This is a genomic window from Bacillus sp. N447-1 (genome assembly GCF_022701035.1).
Classification (GTDB): domain Bacteria; phylum Bacillota; class Bacilli; order Bacillales; family Bacillaceae_G; genus Bacillus_A; species Bacillus_A cereus.
Window position 1 is genome coordinate 5,015,456 of the sequence record NZ_CP065509.1, and the last position, 23,936, is coordinate 5,039,391.

A 23,936-nucleotide genomic window follows, 5' to 3' on the forward strand; every position below is an offset into this window, starting at 1 on the left:
TACACAATAGGAGAGGAATTTTACTTGAAAAAAACTATAGTATGCGCAGTAATTGTGGGTATTTTTGTTTTGCTAATATCGGGTAACTTTTTAGTGAAAAAAGTGTGGAGTTCAAATAATGATGATGCACAGTATATTGCATCTTTTATTGAAGAACATAAAGATGAAAAAAATAGTGCGCTTCTAGTAAAGAGAAATGATAAAGTTGTTTATTCTGTAAACCCAAATGTTGTATTGCCAGTTGCTAGTACGATGAAATTAATTGTGGCGCTTGAATATACGAAACAAGTTACTGAAGGGAAAATTGATTCTTCTAGTTTCGTGTCGATTAATGATGTGAATCGCTATTATGTGCCGAATACAGATGGTGGTGCACAAGATAGATGGCAAAAGTATTTGGAGAAAACGGGCAAGATAACTGAAGGAGCGGTTTCTTTAGAAGAAGTGGCAAAAGGAATGGTTAAGTTTAGTTCGAATGCAAATGCTGAATACTTAATGGAATTGTTAGGATTAGATAACATCAATCGAAATTTACAAAGTTTATCACTTCCTGCACATCAACCACTATTTCCAATCGTTTCATCTTTGTATATCCCGGGATATTTGCATAAAGAATTACATGTTCCAAAATATAAAATAGAGAAAAAGTTAAAAGAAATGTCTCAAGAGCAATATCGTGAATATGCGATGATTATTCATGAACGCTTAAAGAAGAAGGGACCATTATTACAGAAGGAAATTCCGCTTTATTTAGAGGAACGTTACGACAAAATTTGGTCAGATAGATTACCAGCAGCTTCTGCAAATGATTATATGGTATTACTTCAAAAGGCAAACCATAAAGGTGGCTTGACAGAAGCTGAAGAAAAAGTGTGGGCAAATATCGTTGAAACAGACATGAGTGCCAAGAAATACCGTAAAACATTTAGACATGCTGGGCAAAAGAATGGTTATACACCATGGACGGTTACAAAAGCAGTTTACGCTATGGATAAACGTGGAAACTGTACGGAGATTGTGTTTTTGGCGAATAATTTAAATGAAGACGATAGTGCAGAAATACGGAAACATTTAGCAAACTTACATTTCCAAGTGTTGCAAAGTGATAAGTATGATGCGACTTTTATTAAATAAACTCGGTGCAGAGAGCACCGAGTTTATTTTGATGTACAGGCACTTTTTTTCTATCAATGGGTATGATGGGTAGTAATACTTAGGTGAGAGGGGAAAAGGTGATGAAACAGAGTAAGGAAGAGTTTATAAAGAGTGAAGGCGCTGATTTCCCTGGAAAAACATATGTGGATTGTGTATTACAACATGTATTTGATTTTCAACGAAATTACTTATTGAAAGATATGTTTCAAGTGCATAAAGCACATATTACGATGCTGACTGAAGAAAGTTTAATAAAAATAGAAGAAGCTAAAGTTATATTAAACGCACTTAGAAAAGTAGAGCGAATACCAAAAGATAAATTGGTATATACAGAGCAGCATGAAGACCTCTTTTTTTTAATCGAACATTTAATTTCTCAAGAAGCGAAATGCGATTTTGTAAGTAATATGCATATTGGTAGAAGTAGAAATGATATGGGTGTAACGATGTATCGCATGAGTTTAAGGCGGTATATATTACGATTAATGGAACATTATTTGCTATTGCAAGAAAGTGTACTGCAACTTGCTGATAATCATAAGGAAACGATCATGCCAGCTTATACACATACACAACCGGCACAGCCAACAACATTTGGTCATTATACGTTAGCAATTTATGATACGATGCAAAGAGATTTAGAACGAATGAAAAAAACGTACCAGCTTTTAAATCAGTCTCCAATGGGGGCGGCTGCACTCTCTACAACAAGTTTCCCGATTAAACGAGAACGAGTTGCTCATCTACTTGGATTTACAACTGTAATTGAGAACTCATATGATGCTGTTGCCGGAGCGGATTATTTATTAGAAGTTAGCTCGCTACTTATGGTAATGATGACGAATACGAGTAGATGGATTCATGACTTTTTGTTGTTAGCAACGAAAGAATATGACGGTATTACTGTTGCAAAGCCATATGTACAAATCAGTAGTATTATGCCGCAAAAACGAAATCCGGTTTCAATTGAACACGCTCGTGCAATTACGAGTAGTGCTTTAGGAGAAGCATTTACAGTGTTTCAAATGATTCATAATACACCATTTGGTGATATTGTCGATACGGAAGATGACTTGCAGCCATATTTATATAAAGGGATTGAAAAGGCGATTCGTGTTTTTTGTATGATGAATGCAGTGATCCTAACGATGAAAGTAGAAGAAGAAACGTTAAAAAGTCGTTCCTATAAACATGCAATAACGATAACGGATTTCGCTGATGTTTTAACGAAAAATTATGAAATTCCATTTCGGCATGCTCATCATGCAGCAAGTGTTATTGCAAATATGTCATTGGAGCAGAAAAAAGAACTACATGAATTACACTTCAAAGATGTAAATATGTATTTGCAAGAACATTTTAAAATAAATTTATTAGAAAAAGAGTGGAAAGAAATTATATCGCCAGAAGCTTTTATTCAAAAAAGAAATGTATACGGTGGACCGAGTAAAAAAGAAATGAAGCGTATGATTAAAAATCGAAAAGAGTCCTTTCGAAAAGAAGAAGATGTATTTGAAAAGGAAAAACAGAGAATTTTACAAGCTGAAAATGCCTTGAATACATTAGCTTTGAATATTATTGAATCGTAAAAGAGGGATTTAATGAATTAATCGCCAATACTTAATTAAAATATAAATAGAGAGAAGAGATTGTCGATGATTCAATTACATGTATATGAAGAGATTTTTCATTTTAAAGAAGATGTTACACCATTTCTAGAAAAGAATGAGCAGGAAAACAATCTCATATTAGGTGTATTACAAATGGTTCAAGAACCGATATTTATGGGGATAGCGAAACAAGGAGAAGACATTGCGGTTGTATTTCTGCAAACAGAAGAGAAGAAACAAATCATTGTTGCAACTTCTGAAATTTCGGGAGTAGCTATTGAGGAACTTGCAAAAGAGTTAACGAAAGTATATCCGGATATTCCTGGATTGATCGGTAATAAGAAAATTGTACAGAAATTAGCGGAAGAGATTGCGGTATTAGAAAATAAGAAAATGAATGTTGCAATGGAGCAAGGTGTGTATGAGTTGAACAGAGTAAAGAAGAAGTGTAATGCGAATGGACTTTTTCGAGCGGTAAATAATGATGAATTACCATTAATAGAACAGTGGATATATCAATTTTGTGAAGATGTAAAGCTTCCTACTACGAAAGAAGAAGCAAAACAAACTGCATATACATTAATAACTACAAATCGACTGTTTGGTTTGGAAGTGGATGGGAAACTCGTTTCTGTAGCTGCAAAAACGAGACCAACTAAAAATAATATAACAGTTAATTTTGTATATACGCCGAAAGAAGCAAGGAAAAAGGGATACGCATCTAAGTGTGTAGCGGCACTTAGTCAACGTATGTTAGATGAAGGGTACAAGACGACTACGTTATATACTGATTTAGCGAATCCGACATCGAATAAAATTTATCAAGAAATTGGTTATGAGCAAATTGCGGAGTCTGTGCTTATATTTTTAGAGAAGTAGAACAAAAAGGCGTGCTATTTTAGCACGCCTTTTTGTTATTCATCGATTCTAATAACCTCGCCTTGAGGGAAGTCCTCAGTTTCTAGTAAGTTACGAATAGCTTTCGCAACATATTCAGGTGATAATAGTTTTCCTTCTTCTTTTAATGCAATGAAGCGGTCCAAATTTATGAAATCTTCTTTATTTGTTTCGCGAATTTGTGATTGCATATTTGTATCAACAACGCCAGGTGCAAAAGCGACGATTTTTACTGGATATTCTTTTTCCACTTCTTCAGTTGCTACGCACTGTGTAAACATATTTACACCAGCTTTCGTTGTACAATAAGCGCCCCAGCCAAAGTAAGGGTTTTTTCCTGCACCAGATGAAATGTTAATAACGCGTTTATCTACTTTCCAGTCTTTCGTATGTTTCATAAATGTAGATGTAAGAATCATAGGTGCAAGTAAATTAATGTGAACGTTCGTAATGAATTGTTCACTTTCAGCTTTTTCAATTGGCTTCATAGGTGCAACTGTACCCGCATTATTAATTAAATGAATAGAGGATACATTGTCTTTTTTAATAGATGAAATGATCTCTTTAAAGTTAGTTTCTAAGTTATGTACATCTTGAAGATCTAGGGAATGAAAAATGCAATTGCTGTTATATTGCTCTGCAAGTTTTGTAAGCTCTTGATTTTCTCTTCTAGAAATAGAGATGACAGTTGTATTTTTTTCTAATAATTGCGTAGCGATTGCCTCACCTAAACCTTGTGAAGTTCCTGTTATGATAACGTAGCGCATAGTTTTATAAACCCCTCTCATATGTGCGGAATTTTGTTGGACAACGTACATTGTATAGTTTGTCTACATTTTATAGTATAGAGCACTTTTTACTATAATTGAAATGAGATGATTGTGTGCCTTTTATAAATAGGTTTACGACAACAGTACCTGGTGCCGTCACGTTTACTGGGAATACGCTGGGACTTAGCCCTACATCACCTGCACCAGGTAATATTTTTGGTACACTTGCTGTGTTTACGACAGTAAATACAGCATTGCAAGTACCAGGGTTCCCAGCAGGGACAACAGATGAATGGCAATTGAATTCTTCAAGTGCAATTTTAAATCTTCCAGCGGGAAGCAGTGTATTATATGCAGAATTAGTTTGGGCTGGTACTTTCCGGACTGATACGGAAGATGTGTTACCATTTTTAAATGATAACATTACATTTACAACGCCAGCAGGGACGTTTTCTGTTACGCCAGATCCTGCTACCGCGCAGCAAGGTTCAGTAGGAAATCAGTTTTATTATGCTCGCTCTGCCAATGTAACAAATCTTGTTAGTGCAGGTGGAGCAGGCACATATACAACGGGTGCTGTGCCAGCTGCAAGAACTTCAGCCGACCCGACAATCAGTCGTTCAGCTGGATGGACGCTTGAGGTTGTGTATCAAAATGCAAGTTTACCACTTCGAAATTTGTCAGTATATGCAGGTCAAGAAATTATCGATGCTTCATCCCCGCCAGTTGATGCTACAATTTCAGGTTTTGCTACGCCGGCAACAGGAGCTGTTACAGGAAGAGTGCTCGTAACTGCTCAAGAAGGTGATTCTAACATTGTTGGAGATCAACTTCGCTTTGGGCCGAATGCAAATGCTACAGTTGCATTATTCGGACCGAGAAATCCTGCGAATAATTTCTTTCAGTCACAAATTTGTAATGATAGTGGAAATTTAGATACGAGCGGCACGTTTGGAGATTTGAATCAGCCGTTAGGGGTAGCTTTGGCCGTCCGAAGACAAGGGTGGGATATTACGAATGTAGATGCCTCCTCATCTTTAGTAAACAGTCAAACATCAGCAACGGTTCGATTTGTTACAAATGGAGATGGATACGCAGCAGCTGGTTTTGGTGTTCAAATTGATGCAACAGGTCCAATTATTAATCCTGTTAAATCAGTTAATAGAACAGTCGCAGGGGTAGGGGATATTCTCACTTATACGATTACGGTCCCAAATACAGGAACAGGAAGTGCAGAAAACGTTGTATTACGTGATAGTATTCCGAACGGAACGACGTTTGTTGCAGGTAGTGTTACGGTAGGGGGAGTAACACAGCCGAATGCAAACCCTTCTAATGGAATTAATTTAGGTACAATCCCAAATAACACGCAAAGAATTGTTACATTTCAAGTTCGAATAATATCATTCCCGAATCCCAATCCTATTTTAAATCGTGCAATGGTGTCATATCAATTTCGTCCTTTCGTTGGTAGTCCTCCTATTACAAGTACGTCTTCTTCAAACACAGTACAAACGACAGTGAATCAAGCAACTATAAGTATGCAGAAATCTGTAGATTTACAGACGGCAACGCTTAATGATGTATTAACGTACACAGTTAATATCACAAATAATGGAAATGTCACTGCGAGCAATGTTATTTTTGTTGATAGTATCCCTGCTGGAACAACATTTGTCGCAAATAGCGTTACGGTAAATGGAGTAGCGCGTCCAGGAGCGAATCCAGCAAGTAGTATTAATCTAGGAAGTATTAATGCTTCGCAAACGACTGTAGTGCGCTTTCAAGTTCGAGTAACATCGAACCCTCTTGTCAATCCAATTCCAAACCGTGCAAGTGCAACATTTACCTTTACTCCAGTGCCTGGTCAACAACCAGTTTCAGGGCAAGCGACAAGTAATACTGTAGTTACGACAATTAATATAGCTGATATAACAACGAGAAAAACAGTGGATAGAGCTTTTGCAACGGTTAACGATGTTCTTACGTACACGGTAACAATTCAAAATACAGGAAATGTACTTGCAACGAACGTTATTTTTCAAGATCCAATACCAATTGGAACGACATTTATAGCAAATAGTGTGACTGTGGATGGGGTTTCACAACCTGGGGTAAATCCAGCGACTGGGTTTACAGTAGCTAATATATCTCCTGGCGGAAGTAGGACTGTTACATTTCAAGTACGAGTAACATCTACACCATCGGGAGGTACGATTGCGAATCGCGGAAATGTATCTGCTAATTTCGTCGTTATTCCGAATCAGCCACCGATAACAATTAATAGACAAACGAATACAGTTGTGACACAAGTTAATACAGGCGGTTTAAATGTAATAAAAGAAGTAAATACAACGCAAGCGGCGGTAGGGGATACTTTAACGTACACAATTGCCGTCCAAAATACAGGGAATGTTCCGTTAACAAATGTATTTTTCCAAGACCCTATTTCTTCTGCTGTTTCATTTGTTGCAAATTCTGTAACAATTAATGGAGTACAGCAAAGTGGACTAAATCCGAATACAGGATTCTCTCTTCCGAATATTCCTGCGGCTCAAACGGTTGTAGTCACATTTGACGTAGTAATTGTACAGAATCCAGAAAATGAAGATATTTTAAATCAAGCAAATGTAACAGCAAGCTTTCAAGTGAATCCGAATGAACCACCAGTAACAATCAATGTACCGAGTAATGTTGTGAATACGACAGTACAATCAGGAAACTTTGAAGTTGTGAAAGCAGTCAATACGGATGTTGCAACAGTAGGGGATATTTTAGTATATACAATAGAAGTCATAAATGCAGGTAGTGTACCAGCTACGAATGTATTTTTCCAAGATTCAATTCCCCAAGGGACATTATTTATTGAAAATAGTGTAGTTGTGAATGGTGTTTTACAAGAAGGGGCAGATCCAGAACTTGGATTCCCATTAAATAATTTGCCTACTGGCGCCAGTGTTATTGTTACATTTGAAGTATTAATTGATGAAATTCCCCAAGGAAATAATGTTGTAAATAATGCGAATGTAACTGGAGATTTCCTTGTAAATCCAACAGAGCCGCCGATTACTGTAACAGTACCAAGTAATACTGTTATGACGATCGTGAATTCTTCAGGGTTAAATGTAATGAAAAGTGTAAGTGCTACTGAAGCCGGTGTAGGAGATACGTTAACGTATACAGTTCGTATACAAAATAGTGGAACGGTGACAGCGACAAATGTATCATTCCTTGATCCGATTCCAGTTGGAACCACTTTTGTAGCGAATAGTGTAACAATAAACGGGACACCTCAACCAGGTTTAAACCCGACAACTGGATTTCCACTTGCTAATATTCCAGTAGGAGGAATGGTGACGGTCACTTTTCAAGTGACAATCACGAGTGTACCACCAAATAGAGTTCTTCCAAATAATGCGAATGTCACTGCTGATTTCCAAGTAAGTCCTCTCCAGCCACCAATTACAATTGTAACGATTAGTAATATTGTTGTGACGCGAGTGAATGTAGGATCACTTAATGTAATGAAGAGTGTAAATACACTACAAGCCGGTGTAGGAGATACGTTAACGTATACGATTCTTATTCAAAATACAGGAACTGTTCCTGCAACGAATATTGTTTTTCAAGATCCAATTCCGTCTGGTACTGCCTTTGTAGCAAATAGTGTGACGATAAATGGAGTCGTACAGCAAGGCGCGGATCCTATGCTAGGTTTCCCGGTACCAAATATTCCGGTCGGGCAAACGGCTACGATTACGTTTCAAGTTACAGTGACGAGTGTTCCGAGCGGTGGAAATATAAGAAACCAATCAAACGTTACTGCAAGTTTTCTTATAAATCCAGCAAACCCTCCAATAACGACTGTTACAAATAGTAATTTTGTAGTGACGCAAGTAAACACAGCACAGTTAAATATACAAAAATCTTCATCTGTACAACAAGCAGCACTTGGAGAAACTTACACGTATTCTGTTGTTATTCGAAATAACGGTACAGTAACAGCAACGAATGTCTCTTTCCTTGATCCAATTGCTTTAGAAACAACTTTTGTAGCAAATAGTGTAACGATAAATGGAACGCCACAACCTGGATTTGACCCAAATGTTGGTTTCCCGCTTCCTAATATTGCAGCTGGAACATCATTGACAGTAACGTTCCAAGTTACGGTAGTTGCACCGTCTACACGTGGAGCAGTATTAAATACAGCATCTGCTACAGCCACTTTCTTATTAAATCCTTTACAGCCACCTGTAACAACAACGAATTCAAGTAATACAACGGTAGTTACAATACCGTTACCTCCTCCTGGTGAAGTAACTGCAACAAAGACAGTTGATGTTGCAACTGGGGCCGTTGGGGATGTATTAACGTATACTGTGCTCATTTCAAACGTAGGAATTATCCCTGTTACAGATGTGTTCTTCCAAGATGTCATACCAGAAGGAACGACGTTTGTTGACAATAGTGTAACGATAGGTGGAGTGCAGCAACTTGATTTAAATCCAGAAATAGGATTTACAGTTACTCCATTATTAATCGCTGGTGGAAGTATTGAGGTCACATTCCAAGTGACGATTACAGAAATTCCAGATAATGAAGTCATATTAAATGATGCAGATGTTACATTTACTTCACAACCAAATCCGCAGGAACCACCGATTACGGAAACGATATTAACAAATTTAGTCGTTACGACAATTAATATAGCGTTTATTTTTCCATTGAAACTAGTAGATAAAGAAGTAGCGACGGTAGGAGAAATATTAACGTATGATGTATTGATTTTTAATTTCGGAACAGTGCCAGCGACGAATGTTCAATTTATCGATACTACTTCCGCGGGTGTAGCATTTGTACCAGGAAGTGTGAGCATAAACGGGGTACCAGCACCAGGATTAGATCCTTTCATTGGTTTTACAGTTCCAGATATACCTGTCGATGATTTTGTACTTGTCACATATCAGGAAGTGGTTACAAGCATACCAGAAGGTGGAACGATTGTTAATTTTGTAGACGTTACAGCTACATTTGCTGTAAGTGAAACAGAACCGCCTATTACGGAAACAACGACAAGTAATACGACATTAACAGAAATCAATGAGCCTGGTTTGAATGTTTTAAAATCAGTGAGTCAGCCGGTTGTTGCAGTAGGCGATACAATCACATATACAACAGTAGTTCAAAATACAGGAACAGTGCCAGCAACGAATATTCAATATAGTGATCTATTACCTTCCTCTATAGCATTCGTGCCGAACACTGTAACGATAGACGGTGTGTTACAACCTGGATTCAATCCGAATAATGGATTCCCGCTTCCAGATATAAACCCAGGTGAAAGTGTAGAAGTCATCTTCCAAGTAACCGTTGTTAGTGCGCCATCAAACGGAACAATTGCCAATACGGCAAATGTAACTGGAAGTTTTGTATTAGTACCAGGAGAACCACCAGTTATAGTAACAGAGCCGAGCAATACAACACTTACAACTGTAAATAGAGGGCAATTTAATGTTATTAAACAAGTAAATAGGGTTGCTACTCTCGTTGGAGATATATTAACGTATACGGTTCAAATAACAAATACTGGAACAGTAACAGCTAATGCTGTTCAGTTTGTTGATACCATTTCAGCAGGGGCGTCATTTGTACCAAATAGTGTAACGATAAATGGAGCCTCGCAACCAAACTTAAATCCGATTACTGGATTTGGAGTTGGAGATATCCCAGTTGGTGAAACAGTTATAGTGACGTTTCAAGCGACAGTTACAAACATCCCGTCATCAGGAACAATTACGAACGTTGCAAATATAACAGGAAGCTTTACTTTAGTGCCAGGAGAACCACCAGTTGTAGTAACAGAGCCGAGTAATACGACGATAACTAGAGTGAATAGAGGACGATTCAGCGTTATAAAATCTGTAAATAAAGAAGCGACACGATTAGGAGATACGTTAACGTATAGTGTGCAAGTTACAAATACGGGAACGGTAACAGCAACGAATGTTCAGTTTATCGATGTTCCATCACCTAGTTTAGAATTCGTTCCTGGAAGTGTACAAATAAATGGGATTCCGCAAGTAGGTTTAGATCCATTTGTAGGCTTTGCATTGCCTGATCTTGCAGTAGGGGATAGTGTATTAATTACATTTGAAGTAAATGTAATCGCAGTTCCGCCTTCTAGTAGCATTATGAATACAGCAAGAGTAACGGGTGATTTCGAATTGATTCCAGGAGAACCTCCGTCTACAATTACAAATTCAAGTAATACGACGGTTACGCCGGTAAATAGAGGTAGCTTAGATATGCTAAAAGAAGTAGACCATTCAGTTGTTGGTGTAGGAGAAACGGTAACGTATACTGTTCGTATATTAAATACTGGTACTGCTGATGCAATGAATGTTCAATTTATCGATGTGCTATCTCAGGAAGCTGATTTCGTTCCAAATAGTGTAACGATAAATGGGGTTCCGCAACCGGGGTTAAATCCGCAGATTGGATTTACGATACCTGATATACCAGTTGGTGAGACGTCACTTGTAACATATGAAGCTACGATTACAAGTTTTCCGGATGGTGGTACAGTAGTGAACGTTGCTGGGGCGTTAGCAGAATATATTTTAGTACCAGGGGAGCCGCCAGTTACAGTGATGGATACAAGCAATACAGTTATAGTGACGGTAAATACTGCAATCTTATTTGTTGCAAAAGGAGCAAACTTTGAAGTAGCAATGATAGGGGATGTTGTCACTTACGGAATCGCTGTTATAAATGATAGTACAGTTCCTGTGACCAATATTGTGTTAACAGATATCATTGATCCGAATACGCTATTTATAAATGGTACGGTAACGGTAAATGATGTACCTCTTCCATTTGCTAATCCGAATACTGGTATTCCGTTAGGTGATTTTCAGCCAAATGATGCAGCAATTATTAATTTCCAAGTTGTAATAATAGGAGGGCAAGTAAATAATTTAGTTACAAATACTGCTACAGCGAATGGGCTTGCAACTGTAAATCCGAATGAGCCGCCAGTAGTAGTTGAAGGTGATAGTAATACAGTTGTTATCCCGTTTATTCCTCAAAATGTCTCAACGACAGTCGTAAAAACGGCAGATTTACAGGTAGCAACAATTGGAGATGTCATTACGTTTACGACAGTCATCACAAATACGGGTGATACTGTAATGCAAAATATTCGTTTTCAAGATATGTTAGATAGTAGTGTTCGATTTGTTCCTGGAAGTGTAACGGTTGATAATACGCCAGTGCCGAATGTAAGCCCGGCAGTAGGGTTTCTTATCGAAAGTTTAAATCCTGGTGAAGCAAGGACAGTTTCGTTCCAAGTAGCAGTACAGAGCGCGCCAAATGGTTCAGGAAATTATATAAATCAAGCGAGTATTCGTTTTGAACATCAAGTAGGCACAGTATTGCCACCTGTTACACAAATAGTAGAAAGTAACATAGTTGTCATTCCATTTGTTCCAACGATTGAACAAATTTGCGAAACAAACTTTAATTGCTTAGATAAGATTCCATTTCAATGTTCTCCGTGTAATCATTTGCATGGACATAAAAAATAAAAACAGAAAGAGCATCCTGAAAAATAATTGGATGCTCTTTCTGTTTTAATCATATAGATTCATTTTCGGGCGAGGTGAAAAATTCGTCGATTTTGTCGGAAAGTAGTAATGGAATAGCTCCTTTTATAACAGAAATGTCCCAGTCCCACCATGCAAGATTCTCTAGTTTGTCAATTGTTTCTTGCGGGAAACGATATCGAATAAATTTTGCTGGATTACCAGCCACAATTGCATATGGAGGGACGTCTTTTGTAACAACACTTTTTGCACCAATAATGGCACCGTTACCAATTGTAACACCAGATAAAATGCAGGATTGATAACCAATCCATACATCATTGCCAACTACGATATCACCTTTTGAAGAAGGGTGACCAGTAATATGTGCTCCTTCATCAAAAAGTGCATTAAATGGATAAGTTGTTATCCAGTCTGCGCGATGTTCACCGCCAAGTATGAAAACGACTTCTTCTGCTAATGAACAAAACTTACCTATTTTCAATTTTGTTTCATCGTTCCAAGAAAAAATGGTTGGCCCTACTTTACTATAAGTATAATCACCAATATCATATTTATTATATTCAGGTTTTTGATTTAAATATAACATGCTTCTTCAGCCTCCTTTCTCAATTAAGTGATACGTATGGAATATTATATGCAAGATGTAGTAATGTGAACTGTATTAATAGGTGAAATGAACAAAAGGGAGTGGGATGTATGCGATACGAAATGGGTTTATATAATAAACCGTTTCAGTCAATTCGATCAGGGAAAAAAGTATATGAAGTACGCCTATACGATAAAAAACGTCAACTAATAAACAAAGAAGATGAAATCGTATTTACGAATCTTAAGACAACAGAAATGATGACGGTAAAAGTAACGGAAATAAAGCGATACGAGAGCTTTAAAGCTATATATGAACAAATCGATAAAAATTTATTGGATTGTGAAAATGATAGTTTAGAGGAAATGTTAGAAAGTACATACAAAATATATACGAAAGAACAAGAAAAAGAGTGGGGAACAGTTGCGATTCGTATTGAGGTAATAAAATGATAAGAAATCGCGGAGCAGCTATCATTGTACAGGAAGGAAAAATCGCTCTTATAAAACGTATTCGAGGAGAGGAAAGATATTATGTTTTTCCTGGCGGAGGGATTGAGGAAGGTGAAACGCCTGAAGAGGCAACGAAAAGAGAGGTATACGAAGAATTAGGGGTACACATATACAAGTGGAGCACCTTATTGCAAAGGTAAAATATAAAGGAAATGAATATTATTATGCTGCCTATATTACAGGCGGAGTGTTCGGAAGCGGAACAGCTGAGGAATTTCAGCTGGAAGGTAGGGGAAATTATATTCCGTTATGGCTATCGATAAACGAGTTGGAAAAAGTGAATATAAAACCTTATGAAGTGGTCAGAAATATATTTAATCATTATAAAATATAACGTCTGACAACATACAAAAAAAACCATTGACATAGTCTTCTGATTTAAGTATTGTATTCGAGTATGTTTATAATCAGGAGGTTTATATGAGCAATCAAACTACTACACATCATGTGAAAATGACAACAGCGGATCCATCTGGAATTGGTCTATTTGGATTAGCGATGGTAACACTTGTAGCATCATCTCAAAAGTTAGGCTTAACAGATGGCGTTTCACTTGTATTACCGTGGGCAATCTTTTTAGGAGGATTTGCACAAATCTTTGCTTGCATTCATGATGCAAAGCATAACAATACATTCGGTACAACAGCATTCGGTGCGTACGGTTTATTTTGGCTAGGTGTTGGAATGACTTGGTTAATTCAACTTGGAGTATTTGGCGAAAAATTAGCACAAGCTGCAGATTCAAAACAGCTTGGTGTAGCCTTTATCGGATATTTGATTTTCACAATCTTTATGACAATTGGTGCAATGGAAACACATAAAGTATTATTTATGATTTTCGTCCTTATTGATTTCTTATTTATCGGTCTTTCATTAAGTACTTTAGGTGTTATGCCGCATGCAATGCATAATTTAGCAGCATATTCTGAACTTCTTATTTCATTATTATCTTTCTACGGTTCAGCTGCAGCAGTGTTAAATACACACTTCGGAAAAGTTGTTTTACCAGTAGGAAAGCCTTTTGGTATTTTTAAAAAATAATAAAAAAGCACAGATGATTGTATAGTCATCTGTGCTTTTTTATTTATTCCGCTCTTTGTGGGTTGTCTGAAAAAGCCTGATTGGTGAGGACTCATTAAACTTTCACTTTATCCCGCTATTTGCCGGGCAGTAAGCCCCCCGCCTCAAAATTCAGCGGAAACAAAGAAGTTAGGTGGGGGATGAATACCCTCACTGATTAAAGTTTCACCTTATTTGAAATAAGTAATGTGAAATGTAAATAAAAGTAGAAAAAATCAATTGAAATTGATTCTCATTATTAATATAATGAGAATGAGAATCATTTATTGTTAGAGGGGGATGCCAAAGTGGCAAAAATTTTAATAGCTTATGCAAGTATGTCAGGAAATACAGAGAGTATTGCTGATTTAATTAAAGTTAGTTTAGATGCTTTTGATCATGAAGTAGTATTGCAAGAAATGGAAGGCATGGACGCTGAAGAATTATTAGCTTATGATGGAATCATTTTAGGATCTTATACGTGGGGCGATGGTGAATTACCATTTGAAGCGGAAGATTTTCATGATGACTTAGAAAATATAGATTTAGCTGGGAAAAAGGTAGCGGTATTCGGATCGGGTGATACAGCGTATGAACTGTTTTGTGAAGCGGTAACGATATTTGAAGAACGTCTTGTGGAACGCGGTGCAGAGCTTGTACAAGAAGGGCTGAAAATTGAATTAGCTCCAGAAGATGAAGAGGATGTTGAAAAATGCAGTAATTTTGCAATTGCATTTGCTGAGAAGTTCTAAGAATGGGAGTGTCAACGTGGAGACAATGTTAAGTGCAACTGCTATTACAAAGTTAAGAGATGGAAAACTGTTGTTAGCTACTACATATAATGGCTTATTTGTTGAACAAGACGGAGAATGGAAACGAATTTTAAATGGTTTTCAAAAACGAATTAGGGATTTACATAGCGAAGATAATGTAGTTTATGGTGTAGGTGACGAAGGGATTTTTATTCGCAGTATGAATGGTGGAGAGAACTGGACAATTCAGCGTTTTCCAACAAAAGCAACGAGTTGGAATGTATGTAGCAATGTACAAGGAACTGTTGTTGCTCATGGAGAAAAAACGCTGTATCTTTCTAATAATTTCGGTTTGACATGGGAAACTATTCATCCGTTTCTTGAGTATGGCAGTGCGGCACCGTCTATTCGATCATTATTTTTATATAAACATTACTTATTTATTGGTACGAAAATACATGCTAAATATGGTGGTGTTTGGCTCTTTGATTTGAAGACACGTAAATTAAAGAGGATTAAAATTGCGATGAATCAAATGATCTCCGCGTTGACTTTACACAATTCTTATTTAGTAGTGGCAAGTGGATCGTGCAAGGGAGTTAGCGGAAATATTTCTTATTGTAAAATAGATGAAAGTATTGCAAGTGAAAAAATATATTGGCATACATGTCAAAGTGAGCAGAAAGCAAGTAGTTATTTAGACTTAAGTGTAGATCAACATGTTTTATATACAACTTCAACGCAAAATAAGGCGGGGATTAGTAGTGTGTGCCGTGTGCTTCTTGAAGAAGGTATTGTTACAGTATGTGATTCAGTTAAAGGGCACGGATGGCGCATTGTTAATCAAAAAGATGGTTATGTAGTAGCCGGATCAGGTGAATTAAAAGCAATGCAGTGGGAACAAAAAATAATTTAAGAAAAAAACTTTACTTTTATTATATTGATATGATATAGTATATTTAAACCATTTTACTTTTAATAATATAGAGATTTAAATGAGCTGTAACTTCCGAGGAGGATAGCAATGTTAAATCTCCTCAGGGGTTGCAGTTTTTTAATATCTGGCTTATTATTGTAAGGTGGTTGAAAATGAATATGTACATATAGGTACATTGTAGGAGGATTTTTTTCATGCAAAACGGTAAAGTAAAATGGTTTAACTCAGAAAAAGGTTTCGGTTTCATCGAAGTTGAAGGCGGAGAAGACGTATTCGTTCATTTCTCAGCTATCCAAGGCGAAGGCTTCAAAACTTTAGAAGAAGGTCAAGAAGTTACTTTCGAAGTAGAACAAGGTAACCGTGGACCTCAAGCTACTAACGTAAACAAGAAGTAATTTTTGAAAAAAGAAGGGCTCGCCCTTCTTTTTTTTTGCATTTTTATAGATGTCCTCCTACTTACATATCATAACAAGACTGAATTTTCATTTATTTATTCGGAGTATTTTTGTATAAAGTACATGAATAAATAAATACTGAAAATAAAGTGTTTGTGTGAAAAGGAATTTAGAAAGAGGTAAATAAATTGAAAAATGCTACACATTTCATTGTGTTTGATATTGAAAGGAATTTCAGACCGTATAAATCAGAAGATCCATCAGAAATAGTTGATATCGGAGCTGTAAAAATAGAAATAGGTACAATGAAGATAATTGAAGAATTTTCGGAGTTAGTAAAACCAAGTGCACGATTAACTCGTCATACAACAAAATTAACCGGTATTACGAAAAAAGATTTAATGGGTGTAGAAAAATTCCCTCAAATTATAGAGAAATTTATTCAGTTCATCGGCGAAGGTTCTATATTTGTTTCATGGGGAAAAGAAGATTATCGCTTTCTATCTCATGATTGTACATTATATGGTGTTGAATGCCCAAGTATAGAAAAAGAAAATAGAATTGATTTGCAAAAATTTGTTTTCCAAGCATATGAGGAATTGTTTGAACATACGCCAAGTTTACACTTTGCGGTAGAACAGCTCGCTTTAACGTGGGAAGGAAAACAGCACCGTGCTTTAGCAGATGCTGAAAATACAGCAAATATACTTCTTAAAGTATATAGCGAGAGAGATATCAATAAGCGATACAAAAGACATGGTGAACTTGAACTTGTAAAAAACGGAAAACTAACAGAAAAAGCGAAAAAAAAGATGCGAAAATGGGTTTTTAAAGAACTAAAGAAAAATACAGAACGCCCTTTTGAATGGAGTACATTTGAAAGTGGTGACACGTGGGAAAGTATAACGGAAAGATATTATATAAGTGAAAATACAGTGGAACTCCTGAAAAAACATTTTCGTACAGCAGTGAGAAAAGCGGAACGGCAGATTAGGTATTTGGCTGAGATGGAGGAGAATACAGAGGTTAAATGAATTTCTCCTCCCCCTCTAACTACATACATGTAATAACAGCGTATTGATATTAAATAGGCATCAACTTGTTGTTGTGATTGTGCATTATAATTGCTTTGGGATTGTTAAGACGTAATAAGAGTTTTAAACCGTATTAATAAAATAAAAATATATATAAAGAAAAGAGTGTAGTTTAATGGAAACGATCTTTAACATTTTAACTGTTTTAGTTTTTGGGATAATATTTACCACACAATTAGCATTAACTACACTTTCTTTCATAGTAAAGAAGAATTGGAAAAAACTTAATATCTCTTTAAGTTGTGGTGTATTAAAGTTTAAAATAGAAGAGTAAGATTGAGTTTTGTACAAGGGAGGTGTGATAGTGGTAGACTTGGATATTAAAGATGTCACAGTAAAGATGGAATTAAACGGTGTCTTTTGGAATGAGGATCGGATTGCTGAAATGAAGGTGACTACAAAAGAAGAGCATTCTGTTATTCTTCGTCTAGTAGTTGATTTAGAAAGTAAAACTATTAGGGCGACGAGTGCGGAAATAGTGAATGGATTCTGCCCTCTGTGCAAACAGAAAAGGGACGAATGTAGTGAACTTAATGACTTGCAAAACAAAATGGAAATTTTAGAAGAAGCCTACGATTGGGTGAGAGAACATCCGGAATATCGTTTTCAATTATCTTTTTACGAGTACAATAAATTTGAGGTAGTAAAGTGAAATTTGCATCTTAACAACTTATAGAAGGTCTTGGTCAACTAGAAATATTGAAGTAGATATTTCTAATGGAAATAAGCTTGTATAACAAGGAAGGGATGTATTTGATTCTGCAACAAATGTCATCTTGCATCAAAAAAATTTGAAAATAAACATGTTTTATTATAAAGCAGAAAAATCGATTCTTAGTAGAATCGGTTTTTAATATAAACAAAAGAGCGCTTATTATAAGCGCCCAGTAACAACAGTTATATGGAAGTATTTATCCCGTAACAGCCCGATTGGTGAGGGTAATAATTAGTGGGGGATGAACAAAACCCCACTGATTAAAGTTTCATTTTATTCAATACCGCTCGGATCAAATGAATACTGCTGCTTATTCTCAATCCGCTCAATCACATCCTGCAGCTCATCTGGCTTCAGAAACTCAATCGGAGAGAAGCCTTTTTCAAATGTAAGTGTGTCTGCTTCAATCATAAGTACATATCGGTCATTTACCTTCGCAATATGTATTTGATCCCCGAAATCAGCAAGCAAAGCCTTCACAGAGATATGATCGGCTTTTAGTTTTAATTCCACTTCAGGAGCATGCTCGACGATTTGAGCGGTAGCTTCCATTACTTCTTCGGTTGAAAATTGTTCCATAATTTCCCGCTTCGGACTAGCAGCCCATACTTCCATCGCTTGGTCGAATTGTTCGCGTTCTTCCGTACCTTCTTCAAATACATCTTCAATTTGGTCGTATACCATGTCCATTACTTGTGTTTTCATAATTTCAGGCATAGAGCGTTCATATTCGACGAATTTTAAGAAGTCTTCAAAGTAGCGGGCATGTGATGCTTGGTGTATTTTTAGTTCGCCTACTTCAACCATACCTTCTTCAGGCATGTACGGATATTGGATAGATTTCATATTCTTTGTTGTGATGGCCATTTCAACGTTACGAATCAGTGTGGATTCATCAGAAATAGAAGCAACCTTTGGTTCGAAGTCGCATTTCATTACGAATACGAATGGGTCATCAAAGTATTTGCGTAGTTTTGCCTGAGCAATTAAAAATACACCACCGCGTACAGCGCTTGTGTCAAGATATGTATAAACGAGAGGTTCGCTCATATCTTTAAAATTGTCCTTTGTTTCTGCAAAGCGAATACGATTAAAAAGGTTGTAATGAGGGTTTGAATCAAGTTCGTGCCCTTCTTCTACAATAAAGCGACCAATTTTTGTTGGGGCTTGTTCTGTTTTTGCATGACGTTCTACTTTTCGCTTCGATATTTTTAATAACTCACCATTCAAAAATTCTTTTAAGGAACTATCTTCATATTCTTCAGCGTCTAAAGTTTGAAAATGTTTGTAGCGTTTATCAACTGCTTCACCTTTTCCTTCTACTTGTACAACATAAAAGGAAAGATAATTTATTTCAAAATCCATATTTATCACCTTGTTTCATTTCATTAACTCTTATCAGTATAGAGATGGAAAAAACTTTCGTCAATTTATATAAGGAAGGGGAAGCCCCTTCCTTTATATAATCTTTATTTTCTCGATTAAAATCCGTCTTCTAATGCTGCGAATGGAATGTTTAGTCTGTTTTCTACTGTGCGTAAACGTTGGTTTAAGCGGTTTAGTCTACGTGTATGGCGCTCAACTGTATTTTCTAGTTGACGAACTCTTTGTTCAAGCTCATTTACGCGTCTTTCTAATTGACGATTTCCAGTGCCAGGAAAAGAGATTGGAAGTTGGAATTGTCTATTTTGGTCATATGGATTCGTGTGCTCTGCTTGATCTATATAAGATTGATATTGTGTTTGTAAGTCATACTGTGGTTGTTGGTACGCATATTGATTATATGGATCATATGGATTGTAGGGATACATAATAACATCCTCCATTTCTTTAAAATAGGTTGAATTCACCATAATGTATGTGCAAAAGCGGAGTGGTGGCACGGCAAATACCTATTTATGTTGACGGGATTTCTCTTTATCCCGCTATTTGCTGGGCAATAAGACCCCCATGTCAAAATTCAGCAGAAACAAAGAAGGTCGGGATGCCCGTAAAACCCCCACTGATTACAGTTTCACTTTATAAAAAATAGCTTGAGGGTTTTTGATTTGTATTTCTTTTACTTAATGGTATATACTGGATAAAAGAGAGAGTTTACATAAAAGTTACAATTCTATCAAACTCAAACTTTTATGTAAATATGTATAGACATTTATAAAAGAAAAGAGTAATTTATATAGAGTGAAAAATAACTTGTAACATTTTATAAACATATTGTAAAATGATTGTAACAAAACATACATGAAAATGAAATAAATACATAATAGTGATGTTGGGGAAAGGGAGAGAGTATATTGTTCCGTAAAGTAAAGGGTATATTGGTTGGGGTGTTATGTGTAGCTATAATGAGTGGCTGTGGTGCAAAAGTAAGTGATGTTGCATTGGTAAGTGATATTGGTGGGCATACTGTAGAGGCTAAAGCAGAAGTGCAGGATACTATTAGTTTAGTTGATGGTCGAACTGGTACTGAAGTGAAAAAATTAGATTTATCTAGTTTAGGCTATTTTGAAGATGAAGCGAAATTTAAAAAGTCTGTAACAAAGGTTGTTGGTGAGGTTGGAAAAAGCGTCGACAAAAAAATGGTTCCTTCACGTATAGCACCTGATGGAAGTTGGCAAGAAGGAAAACCTTCTTATGAATTAATGGAAAAAGAATTAGTAGATAAATTGTTAAATGTTGGTATGTGGGATGCTACGTATCAGTTGCCGATCGTGGAGAAAAAACCAGTCGCAACATTAAGTGATGCGCAAGGAAATGGTACGGTAATTGGTAGATATGAAACGAACTTAGGTGGTTCAACAGGTGGCCGTATTGAGAATATTCGTTTGTCAGCAGCGAGCATAAATGGAGTTGTGTTAGCAAAAGGAGACCGTTTCTCTTTTAATTCATTAATCGGTGATACAACACCAGATAAAGGATATCAATTAGGGAAAGAAATAGTTGATGGTAAATTAGTAGATGGATATGGCGGTGGTGTTTGTCAAACATCTTCAACTTTATACAATGCAGCAGATCAAGCTGGTCTGAAAATGGTGGAGAGAACTACACATTCTAAAACGGTAGGTTATGTTCCACAAGGAAGAGATGCTACAATTGCATATCCATACTTAGATTTAGTATTTGAAAATACGAATGATGCACCTGTGAAGCTTTATATGGGCATTCAGGGTGGAAAGCTAGTTGCTGAAGTACATAAAATGAGATAAGAGTTAAAAAGCCACCTTTTCTAAAAGTTAGAAAAGGTGGCTTTTTATTATGAAAATAAAAATGTATGTAAATTCTGACTTTTCTTATTTACATAGGATGATTTTAGTTGTATCCTTCATAGTAACGGTTATATGTAATGGGAAAATATAGGGATAAGGAGATGAAGTTATTCATGGTAAAAATTCATCCGAAAACACGTATTGGTCATGTTGAATTTAAAGTGAAAGATTTAGAGCGTCAAATTGCTTTTTATGAGAATGTTGTAGGATTAGAGGTAATTAAGCAAGAGGGGAATAAAGCATATTTATCTGGAAAAGGTGGAAAGAATGCGTTACTTGTTCTTGAAAAGTTAGAGGACGGGGTACTGCAAGAACCGCGTACGACTGGTATATATCATGTAGCCTTTTTAGTTCCGACTCGTGAAGCTTTTGCTTCTGCGCTATTTGGGGTTCTTCGTAATAAGAATGTAATTGACAGCCCGGCTGAGCAAGAAGGGCGTTATACATATTCAAATGAAATTTTACCAATTTCAAGGTTTAATAGTGCAAGTGATCATACATATAGCGAAGCTTTTTATTTGCAAGATTTAGAGGGGAATGGTATTGAAATTTATGCAGACCGTCCGCGCGATCGATGGGGAGAAGGGCCAGGAGGAAGTACACCACTTGATTTAAAAGAATTGGCAACATTCGTTGATTATGAGTTTGATGGTTTGCCTGCTAATACTGTCGTTGGGCACGTACATTTACGAATAGCTGATGTAGAGAAATCACATGAATTTTATGTGGAAACAGTAGGTTTTGAAGTACAACAGCGTGAAGAGGATTGCTTATTTATTTCAGCAGGGGGATATCATCACCATATTGGTGCAAATACGTGGAACGGAGTAAACAATCCACACCCACCAGTACATGCAACTGGGCTAAAGGTGTATACGATTGTACTACCGTATAAAGAAGCGTTAGATGAAGTGAAAGAAAGATTAATAGAAAAACAACATGAAATAAATGAAACTACAAATGGGTTTGTGGTGGTAGATCCAAGTGGTATTACAGTGCAGTTTGAAATAGAAGCAGTGTAAAATAAGCGAGAAAGTGTATAATCACTTTCTCGCTTATTTGTGATCATTCATAGCTCAATCCAATATCTTCTTACTACATTCCCATCTTCCTCAGTGAAATCATCATCACGAAGCCCGCCGTTATGTAAAATCGTTTTTTCAGAAGCGGTATTCACTGCGTCGCAAACGACAAGTACTTTCGTGATGTCTAATTCCTTCGTTTTTTCTAATGATAATGCTAGTAACTTCGTAGCATAACCTTTTCTTCTTTCAGAAGGGCGAATGCCATAACCAATATGACCGCCAGCGTTAAATAAGTGTTCGGTTAAACTATGACGTATATTAACAGCTCCCACAATTTTATTTTCATCTGTAACAAGCCAATATGTAGAGTCTGGTACCCAAGTTTCAGGGATATTTATTCCGTTATGCGCATCGAGAAGTTCTTGAACCATAGCTGGGAAGTTGGCAGGATTTTTTGAGATAACCCACGGGATCATTGTTTCACCGCTATCTTTCCATTCGTTATAGAAATCTAAGTATTCTTCTTGTAAATCAGTAGTAGGTGTAAGTAACGAGACGTTCATTGTTAGTAAGCTCCTTTGTTTATGTAGTATTTATAAAAAATTATGATACAAAATGAAAGCGTTTTCTGAAGTTTCTCAACCTAATTTCATGTAATTCACCTTTTATTTTTTAGAAAATTAGTGAAGGTTTAAAATTAGAAGTTATTTATTTTATGTTAATATTTTAAATATTAACATAAAACGACCGGAGTATTAAGTGTATTTTAGTGGTATTCCTTCATGTTGATAAATGGATGTTTGTGATATTTTTTGTTTTATCTATCTATAATGAATGAAAGGGGGAAGTGCCCGTGAGTGTAGATTTTGATTTTATTATACGAATCGGTGTTGCTGGCTTGTTAGGAGCAATGATTGGCATTGAAAGAGAAATTCGATCGAAAGAAGCTGGATTAAAGACTCATTTCCTCGTAGCGGTAGGAAGTGCGTTAATAATGGTTGTTTCGAAATATGCCTTTTCAGATATTGTGTTTGAAGAGCATATGTCTCTAGACCCAAGTCGTATTGCAGCACAAGTCGTTAGTGGAGTTGGTTTTTTAGGTGCAGGCACAATTATTATTCAAAAGCAGGCGGTGAAAGGATTAACGACCGCGGCTGGTTTATGGGCTACTGCCGGTATAGGATTAGCAATTGGAGCGGGAATGTATGTAGTAGGCATTGGAGCGACGATTCTCGTTTTAATTGGTTTAGAAATTGTAAGTCGTATTTTTAAGGTGCAATTTCTATTTCCACAAAATATAACAGTGCAAATGTTTGTAAATAAACATGAAGCGATACAACAAATATTAGAAACACTACAAGTGAAAGGCATCCCAATACTCTCATATGAGGTGGAAGCTTCACAGCAAGGTACAGAAACTGTTTATAAGGTAGGAATGCAGCTGAAAAATATATCGTCAGAAGAAAAGAATGAGTTTATTCAGCATATGCAAACATTACCGGAAGTTACGTTTATAAAGTTAAAATCATAGTGTTGAAAACGAGGATAGATGTAGC

19 protein-coding genes and 1 pseudogene are annotated in these 23,936 nt (G+C 36.4%); 15 read left to right on the forward strand and 5 right to left on the reverse strand.

The window, feature by feature from the left end:
• The first annotated feature begins 24 nt into the window (after window positions 1–24).
• From IQ781_RS25695 to IQ781_RS25705, 3 genes are all read left to right on the forward strand, one after another.
• Entirely contained in the window at window positions 25–1,134 is a 1,110-nt protein-coding gene (locus IQ781_RS25695; RefSeq protein WP_000751366.1) for a serine hydrolase, read from the forward strand.
• Window positions 1,135–1,235: 101 nt separating this feature from the next.
• A complete protein-coding gene (gene argH, locus IQ781_RS25700; RefSeq protein ID WP_139846884.1) occupies window positions 1,236–2,744 on the forward strand; it encodes an argininosuccinate lyase in 1,509 nt (502 codons plus the stop codon).
• A 66-nt stretch (window positions 2,745–2,810) separates the two neighbouring features.
• Window positions 2,811–3,644 carry a GNAT family N-acetyltransferase gene (locus tag IQ781_RS25705; RefSeq protein ID WP_000615373.1) on the forward strand — a complete coding sequence of 278 codons (834 nt, stop codon included), beginning with the start codon at window positions 2,811–2,813 and terminating at the stop codon, window positions 3,642–3,644.
• A gap of 35 nt (window positions 3,645–3,679) precedes the next feature.
• Here IQ781_RS25705 and IQ781_RS25710 read toward each other — a convergent pair whose 3' ends face one another.
• Window positions 3,680–4,429 carry a (S)-benzoin forming benzil reductase gene (locus IQ781_RS25710; protein WP_001271070.1) on the reverse strand — a complete coding sequence of 250 codons (750 nt, stop codon included), beginning with the start codon at window positions 4,427–4,429 and terminating at the stop codon, window positions 3,680–3,682.
• A 116-nt stretch (window positions 4,430–4,545) separates the two neighbouring features.
• On the opposite strand from IQ781_RS25710, the gene IQ781_RS25715 reads away from it, so the two are divergent.
• A complete protein-coding gene (locus IQ781_RS25715; protein WP_139846883.1) occupies window positions 4,546–12,018 on the forward strand; it encodes a DUF7507 domain-containing protein in 7,473 nt (2,490 codons plus the stop codon).
• Between the two features lie 49 nt (window positions 12,019–12,067).
• Here the strand turns inward: IQ781_RS25715 and IQ781_RS25720 are convergent, their stop codons facing one another.
• Window positions 12,068–12,625, reverse strand: coding sequence for a CatB-related O-acetyltransferase (locus tag IQ781_RS25720; protein WP_000966303.1), 558 nt, complete (start codon window positions 12,623–12,625; stop codon window positions 12,068–12,070).
• Between the two features lie 110 nt (window positions 12,626–12,735).
• Between IQ781_RS25720 and IQ781_RS25725 the strand changes: the two genes are divergently transcribed.
• From IQ781_RS25725 to IQ781_RS25760, 8 genes and pseudogenes are all read left to right on the forward strand, one after another.
• Window positions 12,736–13,077, forward strand: a complete 342-nt coding sequence (locus IQ781_RS25725) for an ASCH domain-containing protein (protein ID WP_139846882.1) — start codon at window positions 12,736–12,738, stop codon at window positions 13,075–13,077.
• A pseudogene (locus IQ781_RS25730) lies at window positions 13,074–13,471 on the forward strand (NUDIX hydrolase). Before IQ781_RS25725 ends, IQ781_RS25730 begins: the two are co-directional and overlap by 4 nt.
• Window positions 13,472–13,557: 86 nt before the next feature.
• Window positions 13,558–14,178 (forward strand): acetate uptake transporter, encoded by a 621-nt coding sequence (locus IQ781_RS25735; RefSeq protein ID WP_000070938.1) that lies wholly within the window; start codon window positions 13,558–13,560, stop codon window positions 14,176–14,178.
• 326 nt (window positions 14,179–14,504) lie between these two features.
• Window positions 14,505–14,948 carry a flavodoxin gene (locus tag IQ781_RS25740; RefSeq protein WP_001062752.1) on the forward strand — a complete coding sequence of 148 codons (444 nt, stop codon included), beginning with the start codon at window positions 14,505–14,507 and terminating at the stop codon, window positions 14,946–14,948.
• 16 nt (window positions 14,949–14,964) lie between these two features.
• Window positions 14,965–15,864, forward strand: a complete 900-nt coding sequence (locus IQ781_RS25745; RefSeq protein WP_063220826.1) for a WD40/YVTN/BNR-like repeat-containing protein — start codon at window positions 14,965–14,967, stop codon at window positions 15,862–15,864.
• A gap of 215 nt (window positions 15,865–16,079) precedes the next feature.
• On the forward strand, window positions 16,080–16,280 hold the full coding sequence (gene cspB, locus IQ781_RS25750; protein WP_001179150.1) for a cold shock-like protein CspB: 201 nt from the start codon (window positions 16,080–16,082) through the stop codon (window positions 16,278–16,280).
• A 188-nt stretch (window positions 16,281–16,468) separates the two neighbouring features.
• Window positions 16,469–17,314, forward strand: coding sequence for an exonuclease (locus IQ781_RS25755; protein WP_065211554.1), 846 nt, complete (start codon window positions 16,469–16,471; stop codon window positions 17,312–17,314).
• A gap of 364 nt (window positions 17,315–17,678) precedes the next feature.
• On the forward strand, window positions 17,679–18,026 hold the full coding sequence (locus tag IQ781_RS25760; protein WP_000227983.1) for a hypothetical protein: 348 nt from the start codon (window positions 17,679–17,681) through the stop codon (window positions 18,024–18,026).
• 336 nt (window positions 18,027–18,362) lie between these two features.
• Here IQ781_RS25760 and IQ781_RS25765 read toward each other — a convergent pair whose 3' ends face one another.
• Window positions 18,363–19,454, reverse strand: a complete 1,092-nt coding sequence (locus tag IQ781_RS25765) for a DUF3900 domain-containing protein (RefSeq protein WP_000345034.1) — start codon at window positions 19,452–19,454, stop codon at window positions 18,363–18,365.
• 116 nt (window positions 19,455–19,570) lie between these two features.
• A complete protein-coding gene (locus IQ781_RS25770) occupies window positions 19,571–19,900 on the reverse strand; it encodes a hypothetical protein (protein ID WP_000283715.1) in 330 nt (109 codons plus the stop codon).
• Between the two features lie 483 nt (window positions 19,901–20,383).
• Between IQ781_RS25770 and IQ781_RS25775 the strand changes: the two genes are divergently transcribed.
• Both IQ781_RS25775 and IQ781_RS25780 read left to right on the forward strand, forming a co-directional pair.
• Window positions 20,384–21,295: a VanW family protein gene (locus IQ781_RS25775; protein ID WP_000488973.1), complete on the forward strand. Its 912-nt coding sequence runs from the start codon at window positions 20,384–20,386 to the stop codon at window positions 21,293–21,295.
• Between the two features lie 137 nt (window positions 21,296–21,432).
• Complete coding sequence (locus IQ781_RS25780) at window positions 21,433–22,377, forward strand: VOC family protein (protein WP_139256967.1); 945 nt, start codon at window positions 21,433–21,435, stop codon at window positions 22,375–22,377.
• Between the two features lie 47 nt (window positions 22,378–22,424).
• Here the strand turns inward: IQ781_RS25780 and IQ781_RS25785 are convergent, their stop codons facing one another.
• Entirely contained in the window at window positions 22,425–22,943 is a 519-nt protein-coding gene (locus tag IQ781_RS25785) for a GNAT family N-acetyltransferase (protein WP_001103118.1), read from the reverse strand.
• Between the two features lie 290 nt (window positions 22,944–23,233).
• Between IQ781_RS25785 and IQ781_RS25790 the strand changes: the two genes are divergently transcribed.
• A complete protein-coding gene (locus IQ781_RS25790) occupies window positions 23,234–23,911 on the forward strand; it encodes an MgtC/SapB family protein (RefSeq protein ID WP_000109719.1) in 678 nt (225 codons plus the stop codon).
• Window positions 23,912–23,936 lie beyond the last annotated feature (25 nt).